The sequence below is a fragment of the Pseudomonas sp. 7P_10.2_Bac1 genome, from assembly GCF_025465935.1.
GTDB lineage: Bacteria > Pseudomonadota > Gammaproteobacteria > Pseudomonadales > Pseudomonadaceae > Aquipseudomonas.
In genome coordinates this window covers 356186-363431 of record NZ_JANLNV010000059.1, presented here as the reverse complement: position 1 = coordinate 363431, position 7246 = coordinate 356186, and the positions used below count along the sequence as shown (strand labels likewise).

At 57.8% G+C, this 7246-nt stretch carries 6 protein-coding genes; 3 read left to right on the top strand and 3 right to left on the bottom strand.

Annotated elements, in window-relative coordinates:
• Nucleotides 1-69 precede the first annotated feature (69 nt).
• From dxs to NTD86_RS12810, 3 genes are all read right to left on the bottom strand, one after another.
• The gene (dxs, locus tag NTD86_RS12820; RefSeq protein ID WP_262202717.1) at nucleotides 70-1968 is read right to left on the bottom strand and encodes a 1-deoxy-D-xylulose-5-phosphate synthase; all 1899 of its coding nucleotides are present in this window, start codon (nucleotides 1966-1968) and stop codon (nucleotides 70-72) included.
• Between the two features lie 132 nt (nucleotides 1969-2100).
• Nucleotides 2101-2988 (bottom strand): (2E,6E)-farnesyl diphosphate synthase, encoded by an 888-nt coding sequence (gene ispA, locus NTD86_RS12815; RefSeq protein WP_262202716.1) that lies wholly within the window; start codon nucleotides 2986-2988, stop codon nucleotides 2101-2103.
• The gene (locus NTD86_RS12810) at nucleotides 2985-3227 is read right to left on the bottom strand and encodes an exodeoxyribonuclease VII small subunit (protein ID WP_055101242.1); all 243 of its coding nucleotides are present in this window, start codon (nucleotides 3225-3227) and stop codon (nucleotides 2985-2987) included. Before NTD86_RS12810 ends, ispA begins: the two co-directional genes overlap by 4 nt.
• A 413-nt stretch (nucleotides 3228-3640) precedes the next feature.
• On the opposite strand from NTD86_RS12810, the gene tssA reads away from it, so the two are divergent.
• The 3 genes from tssA to tssC are packed head-to-tail and all read left to right on the top strand — an operon-like array spanning nucleotide 3641 to nucleotide 7240.
• The gene (tssA, locus tag NTD86_RS12805) at nucleotides 3641-5194 is read left to right on the top strand and encodes a type VI secretion system protein TssA (protein WP_262202712.1); all 1554 of its coding nucleotides are present in this window, start codon (nucleotides 3641-3643) and stop codon (nucleotides 5192-5194) included.
• Nucleotides 5195-5229: 35 nt separating this feature from the next.
• On the top strand, nucleotides 5230-5736 hold the full coding sequence (gene tssB, locus NTD86_RS12800; protein WP_262202710.1) for a type VI secretion system contractile sheath small subunit: 507 nt from the start codon (nucleotides 5230-5232) through the stop codon (nucleotides 5734-5736).
• Nucleotides 5737-5764: 28 nt separating this feature from the next.
• A complete protein-coding gene (gene tssC, locus NTD86_RS12795; RefSeq protein ID WP_262202708.1) occupies nucleotides 5765-7240 on the top strand; it encodes a type VI secretion system contractile sheath large subunit in 1476 nt (491 codons plus the stop codon).
• Nucleotides 7241-7246 lie beyond the last annotated feature (6 nt).

Genomic DNA, 7246 nt, shown 5'->3' with positions numbered 1-7246 from the left:
GCGCGCGTATTTTTAAAAAAAAAAAAACCCCCCCCCCCCCCCCCCGCTCCTACAGCGTATCCGGTGGTCTTAGAGCCCCAGCAACTGCATACGCTGGCGAACCGAGGCTTCGATGCCCGCTTCATCCAGGCCGCATTCAGCCAGCATCTGGCTCGGTTTGGCGTGTTCGACGTATATATCCGGCAAACCCAGATGCAGCACGGACTTCAGCACGTTTTCACGGGCCAGGAACTCGCTGACAGCTGCGCCTGCACCGCCCATGATGGCGTTTTCTTCAATGGTTACCAGCAACTCATGGCTGTCCGCCATTTCGCGTACCAAGGCTTCATCCATCGGCTTCACAAAGCGCATGTCGACCACGGTAGCGTCGATTTTCTCGGCGACTTGCAGGGCTTCGGCCAATTGCACGCCAAACACCAGCAGTGCGACCTTGCTGCCTTGACGACGAACCACCCCCTTGCCAATTTCCAGCGGCTCCAGGGTTTTCTCGATTGGCGCATTAGGGCCGGTACCGCGCGGGTAACGCACGGCCGCCGGGCCGTTGTACAGGTGCCCGGTGGTGAGCATTTTGCGTAGCTCGTTCTCATCGCTCGGGGTCATGATGACCATGCCCGGGATGCAGCGCAGGTAAGACAGGTCGTAGCTACCCGCGTGGGTAGGACCGTCTTCACCCACCAGACCGGCGCGGTCGATGGCAAACAGCACGTCCAGGTTTTGCACCGCGACGTCATGCACCAGTTGGTCATAACCGCGCTGCAGGAACGTCGAGTAAATCGCGACCACCGGTTTGGCGCCTTCACAGGCCATACCGGCGGCCAGCGTGACTGCGTGCTGTTCGGCAATCGCGACATCGAAATAACGTGACGGGTATTGCTCGCTGAATTTGATCAGGTCCGAGCCTTCTTTCATGGCCGGCGTAATGCCGATCAAGCGCTCGTCAGCGGCCGCCATATCACACAGCCACTCGCCAAAGACGGCAGAGTATTTCGGACCGCTTGCAACTTTAGGCGCGACCTTGGGCGCATCCAGCGGCTCAAGCTTGGTGATGGCATGGTAGCCAATCGGATCGGCTTCAGCCGGGGCGAAGCCTTTGCCTTTTTTGGTGACAATGTGCAGGAACTGCGGCCCCTTGAGGTCGCGCATGTTGCGCAGCGTTGCAATCAGGGTCGGCAAGTCGTGGCCATCAATCGGCCCGATGTAGTTCCAGCCCAGTTCCTCGAACAGGGTCCCCGGTACCAGCATGCCTTTGGCGTACTCTTCGGTACGACGGGCAATTTCCCATGCCCCTGGCAGGCGCGACAGCACTTTCTTGCTGCCTTCACGCATGCTGGCGTAAGTGCGGCTCGAAAGGATCTTGGCCAGGTAGTTGGACAGCCCGCCGACATTGCGCGAGATCGACATGTCGTTGTCGTTCAAGATCACCAGCATGTTGGCGTTCACTTCGGGCGCATGGTTCAGCGCCTCAAAGGCCATGCCCGCGGTCAGTGCACCGTCGCCAATCACTGCGATGGCCTTGCGCTCGCTATTTTGCTGACGAGCGGCAATGGCCATGCCCAGCGCGGCGCTGATCGAGGTGCTGGAATGGCCGACGCCAAAGGTGTCGTACTCGCTCTCGGAGCGGCGCGGGAAGGCCGCAATGCCGTCCTTCTGGCGCAGCGTCGCCATTTGATCGCGACGACCGGTGAGTATTTTGTGCGGATACGCCTGATGACCTACGTCCCACACCAACCGGTCATCCGGGGTGTCGAAGACATAGTGCAACGCGATGGTCAGCTCAATGACCCCAAGGCCGGCACCAAAGTGCCCGCCTGTCTGGCCAACGGTATAGAGCAATTCCAGGCGCAACTCATCGGCCAGGGTTTCCAGCTCGGCTTCGGCTAATCTGCGCAGGCCAACAGGCGTGCCTGCTCGGTCGAGCAGGGGCGTAGTCGGGCGCTTGCGGGGAAAATCTTGAAACGTCGTTGGCATCAGGCGAATCGTTATAGGTATATAAAAGAGGCGGCAGTTTACCTTATGGAACGTAAGCTGCCCACGCAGTCTGGCATTCGTTAGTCAGACCTTTGCGTTACAGGCTGTATGAAATATCAATTTGTCACCGTTTTAATGGCGGCGATCAACGATATAACGGGCCAGTTCTCGCAAGGGTTCTGCCGCTGCATCAAAAGGTCGCAGGGCGTTCAACGCTTGATCACGCAACTCCAGGGCATAGCCTTTGGCCTGCTCCAGACCCATCAGTGCCGGGTAGGTCGGTTTGTCGCGGGCAATGTCGGCGCCCTGGCGTTTACCCAGGGTCGCGGTGTCACTTTCAACGTCCAGAATGTCGTCCTGGACCTGAAATGCCAGACCAATGGCTCGCGCATAAACGCTCAACGCGTTTAGAGCGGTTTCGGTGGCACGGCCGCTGGCCAGGGCACCCAACTGTACGCTGGCTTCGATCAGGGCACCGGTTTTGTGGCGGTGCATGTATTCGAGGGCGGCCTGATCAAGTTTCAGTCCTACCGAACCCAGGTCGATGGCTTGACCGCCTACCATACCTGCAGGGCCGGCAGCGAAAGCCAGGCCATTGACCATACGCAAACGTGTTTCGGCATCCAGAGTGGTCAGCGTCGGGTCGAGCAGGGCGCTGAACGCCAGGCTTTGCAGCCCATCACCCGCCAGGATGGCGCAGGCTTCATCAAACGCCTTATGGGTGGTGGGCTGACCGCGGCGCAGGTCGTCATCGTCCATGGCGGGCAAATCGTCATGCACCAGCGAATAAGCGTGGATCAGTTCCACAGCGCAGGCTGCACCATTGGCTTGTTCAGGGGCCGCGCCCAAGGCTTCGCACGCGGCATAAGCCAGGAGCGGTCGAACACGTTTGCCACCATTCATCACGCTATAACGCATGGCCTCGTACAGACGGGCCAACTCCGGCGCTGGAGCGACAAACAAGCGTTCAAGTGCCGCGTTGACGCGAGCCTGGCTGCTGGTTTGGTAGGCATCAATCATTCTGGCTGTTCCGCATCAAAAGGCTCTGGCGCGAGCTCACCATCACGCTCAAGCAAAATTTGGACTTTCTGTTCCGCTTGAGCCAGTGCTCCCTGGCAATCACGGGTCAGACGAATGCCTTGTTCAAAGGCGGTCAATGAGTCTTCAAGTGACAGTTCGCCGTTTTCCAGACGCTCGACCAATGTTTGCAGGTCGGCGAGGGACTGTTCGAAATCCAGGGAAGCTTTTTTGCGGGCCATGGCGGCATTCTCGGTAGGCGTTAAAACCGGCTGACACTAGCAGACAGCAGGTTTTGGGGCAAATCAGGTGGCAGTTCAAGTAGTGCCAAACAGGGCGATTCTGATTAATGCCTGATTATTTGTCTGTACGTCTTGAGGCGTATTGAATTTCATCTCTGTGGGTCGGCACACACAATTGACGTAGGCCAAGCCTTAGGTCACATCAGGTTTTTGCGACATGTGAACCTCGTGTTTTCTCTAGCTCTTTTGAATAGAGGACATTTCATACGTTATTGAGGAAATATCTGACAGTTTTCCCTTATCCATTCACATAAGGTCTCGCCACTTGAATGGATTCGGTAGTTCGCAGTGATCTTCTCCTTACCTCCGCATACGACGTTTACTCTGCCGGCTCCAGTAGGTTGCGCGTTGTAATGACCTATTCCAGCCAGTTGTTCGCCCGCCTGCTTGTTCTCGCCAAAACACCCGTCTTCAAGGACAACTTTGCCGGCGATGACGTGCGCTTCTCACACCAGTTCGAAGACCTTGAGCGCGAGATGGGCAAGGCGCAGTCGATGTCCGAAAACAACCAGATCGACTGGTATGTGGTGCATGAGCAAAGCGAAGCACTGCTGCGAGAGCAGTCCAAGGACCTGCGTGCGGGCGTCTGGCTGACCTGGGCGCTGTATCAGCGTGAATCGTTCCCGGGATTGCTGGCGGGCCTGGGCTTATTGCATCACCTGTGTACCGAGCATTGGGAACACATCCACCCCCTGAAGTTACGCACCCGTGCCGCGGCGATCGGTTGGCTGGTGGGGCGCCTTGATCGAGCCCTGAGCGAAAACGTCCCGATCAAGGAGCAACTGCCGCTGTTTCAGCACATGGTCGATCTGTTGCTGGAGCTGGAACGCACGTTGGCCGTGCATCTGGGCGATGACGTGCCTTTATTGCTGCCGATTTGCCGTCGTCTGACACGAATGGTTCAGCGTGCAGTCGACAGCCAGCCCGAGAAGGGCGTCATTGCGACGGCGGTGGCTCAGGTCAAGCAGGCCGCGGCGCAGTTGATAGAACCCAATGCGCTTATCGACAATGAAAAAGATGCCCACAAGGCATTTCGACAGCAGCAGGACGGCGCCCGGGCCTTGTGCGGATGGTGGCTCAAACAGAAAGCCACTGACCTGCGGGCACTTCGTCTGAACCGGGTTCTGACCTGGCTATCGGTGGACTTCATACCCGAGCGCAATGCCGAGCAGATCACGCCACTGCGCGCCTTACCGGCAGACACACTAAAAAACTACCAAAGCCGCTTCACCCAAGGCCAGTTTGCCGACTTGCTGGTGGAGCTTGAAGCCAGCTTTGCCAAAGCGCCGTTCTGGTTCGACGGCCAGCGCATGGTCTGGGAGTGCCTGAGCGCCCTTAAAGCCGAGCAGGCCATGCGCGAAGTCGAACTGCAGTTGGCCCTGCTGCTGCAACGGCTGCCGGGCCTGGCCGAATTGCGTTTCAGTGACGGCACTGCCTTTGCTGATCCGCAAACCCGCACCTGGATCGACGCCCACGTGCTGCCTCACCTGAGCCCTAGCGAGCCAGACGCACCGTTGCCCGTCACCGACCTGCCAGCCTGGGAGCTTGCCCTGGAGCACGCGCAAGAGCTGCTTTGCATCAGCGGTTTCAAGCCTGCCGTGCAGTTGCTCAAACGTGAGGCGGGCAGTGCCCAGGGCGAGCGGGTGCGGTTTTTCTGGCAATTGACTCTCGCCCGGTTGTGTTTTCACGCCAAGAAATACGAGCTCGCCAAAACCCAGCTCGAAATGCTCGACGAGCGCCTCCATCGCTCCGGTTTACAGACCTGGGAGCCGGACCTGGTGCTTGAAGTGTTGCGTCTTTTACATCGCTGCTGCGAGCTCCTGCCGCAGAACCACGAAGTGCGAGAACGCAAGGATGAGATGTATCGCAGGTTGTGCCACCTCGATCTTGAAGTGGTACTCGAATAGGCCTCAGGGCCACACACACGCAAGGAAAAAACGTCATGGCCAAAGAAAGTTCGGTAGCCCCCAAGGAACGTATCAACATTACGTTCAAACCCGCTACTGGCGGGGCTCAAGAAGAGATTGAACTGCCTTTGAAGCTGTTGGTGGTGGGTGACTATATCCACCGTTTTGATGGGCGAAAGCTTGAAGACCGCAAGCCTATCGCCATCGACAAAATGACCTTCGATGAAGTGCTTTCCAAGCAAGGGCTGGAGCTGGCCTTGAGTGTGCCCAATCGCTTGCAGGGTGAAGACAGCACCGATGAGTTGGCGATCGGGCTGCGTGTCAATGCGATGAAGGACTTCAACCCGGCGAGCCTGGTTGAGCAAATCCCTGAACTGAAAAAACTGATGGAGCTGCGTGATGCCCTGGTTGCACTTAAAGGCCCGCTGGGCAACGCGCCGAGCTTTCGCAAGGCGATTGAAGGCGTACTGGCCGACGACGTCTCACGCGCTCGGGTACTGAGCGAACTGGATCTGCTTGTCGCTCCGGCAGCGGACGTTTGAGCCCTCTATCAGCAAAGGAAGACACACAATGAGCACCAGCGCCGCACACCAGAAAGACGATAAAAGCACTTCGTATAGCGTCCTTGACGACATCATCGCGCAAACCCGACTGACGCCCGAAGACGATGCCTATGGCATTGCCAAGCGTGGCGTGGCGGCATTCATCGAAGAGCTGTTGAAGCCGCAAAACCAGGGGCAACCGGTCAAAAAGGCCCTGGTTGATCGCATGATTGCCGAGATAGACACAAAGCTCAGCAACCAGATGGACGAAATTCTTCACCACCCCTCTTTCCAGTCGCTGGAGGCTGCGTGGCGTGGCCTGCAGTTGCTGGTCGATCGCACCAACTTTCGTGAAAACATCAAGATCGAAATCCTCAACGTCTCAAAAGAAGACCTGCTGGATGACTTCGAAGATTCGCCCGAGGTGATGCAATCCGGCCTCTACAAACATGTGTACACCGCAGAGTACGGGCAGTTTGGTGGTGAGCCAGTGGGCGCAATCATCGCCAACTACTTCATGACCCCAAGCTCGCCTGACGTCAAACTGATGCAGTACGTTTCCAGCGTATCGTGCATGTCCCATGCCCCGTTTATTGCTGCGGCCGGGCCGAAGTTTTTCGGCCTCGAAAGCTTCACCGGCATGCCAAACCTCAAAGACCTGAAAGACCACTTCTCGGGCCCGCAATTTGCCAAATGGCAGAGCTTTCGCGAGTCCGAAGATGCCCGCTACATGGCGTTGACCGTGCCGCGCTTCCTGTTGCGCAACCCGTACGATCCCGAAGAAAACCCGATCAAGTCCTTCGTCTACAAGGAAACCGTTGCCAACAGCCACGAGCATTACCTGTGGGGCAACACGGCTTACACCTTCGCCTCCAGGCTGACCGACAGTTTCGCCAAATTCCGCTGGTGCCCGAACATCATCGGCCCGCAAAGCGGCGGCGCGGTTGAAGACCTGCCCCTGCACCATTTTGAAAGCATGGGCGAAATCGAAACCAAGATCCCGACCGAAGTCCTGGTGTCCGACCGTCGCGAATACGAGTTGGCCGAGGAGGGCTTCATCTCCCTGACTATGCGCAAAGGCAGTGACAACGCGGCCTTCTTCTCGGCCAGCTCGGTCCAGAAGCCCAAATTCTTCGGCATCAGCGCAGAAGGCAAGAACGCCGAGCTGAACTACAAGCTCGGCACGCAATTGCCCTACATGATGATCGTCAACCGTCTGGCGCATTACTTGAAGGTGCTGCAGCGCGAGCAGTTGGGTTCGTGGAAAGAGCGTACCGACCTGGAGCTTGAACTCAACAAGTGGGTCCGTCAGTACGTTGCCGACCAGGAAAACCCCACGTCCGAAGTTCGTGGCCGTTGCCCCTTGCGTGCCGCCCACATCACCGTGAGCGACGTTGAAGGCGAGCCAGGCTGGTACCGCGTCAACCTGAACGTACGCCCGCACTTCAAGTACATGGGGGCGGACTTCACGCTATCGCTGGTCGGCAAGCTGGACAAAGAGTAACGGGAG